Origin of the sequence: Prevotella sp. AM23-5, from assembly GCF_003473645.1 — a bacterium.
GTDB lineage: Bacteria > Bacteroidota > Bacteroidia > Bacteroidales > Bacteroidaceae > Prevotella > Prevotella copri_A.
This window is the reverse complement of record NZ_QUCG01000191.1, coordinates 372-626: the sequence shown is the minus strand read 5'-3', so window position 1 is coordinate 626 and position 255 is coordinate 372. Positions and strand designations below refer to the sequence as shown.

Sequence of the window (255 nt, the reverse complement as noted above, 5' to 3'; positions counted from 1 at the left end):
CAAGGGAAAAATAATCAATTCCCCAAGCTTGGTTTGCGTATTGATAAGGTTCTCCGTTTTTCTTTATTTTTCGGATAAGAAAATGAACCTTGATTTCATTCTTGCCAAGAGATATGGCATCTTTTAGACGTTCTATGATAAAGATATTGCCATCTTTATCTTTCACCTTGTCACCTTTCTGAAAAGGTAACAAACTTAGAAAGTCGTTCATTATATCATTCTTCTTTATGTGAAGCTCTAATATTTGCGAATCCA

1 protein-coding gene is annotated in these 255 nt (G+C 33.3%); it reads right to left on the bottom strand.

The genetic code is table 11. The features are described 5' to 3' along the window. On the bottom strand, positions 1 to 211 hold a 211-nt coding region (locus DW657_RS17525), incomplete at its 3' end, for a hypothetical protein (protein ID WP_147382007.1). Between the last annotated feature and the right edge of the window lie 44 nt (positions 212 to 255).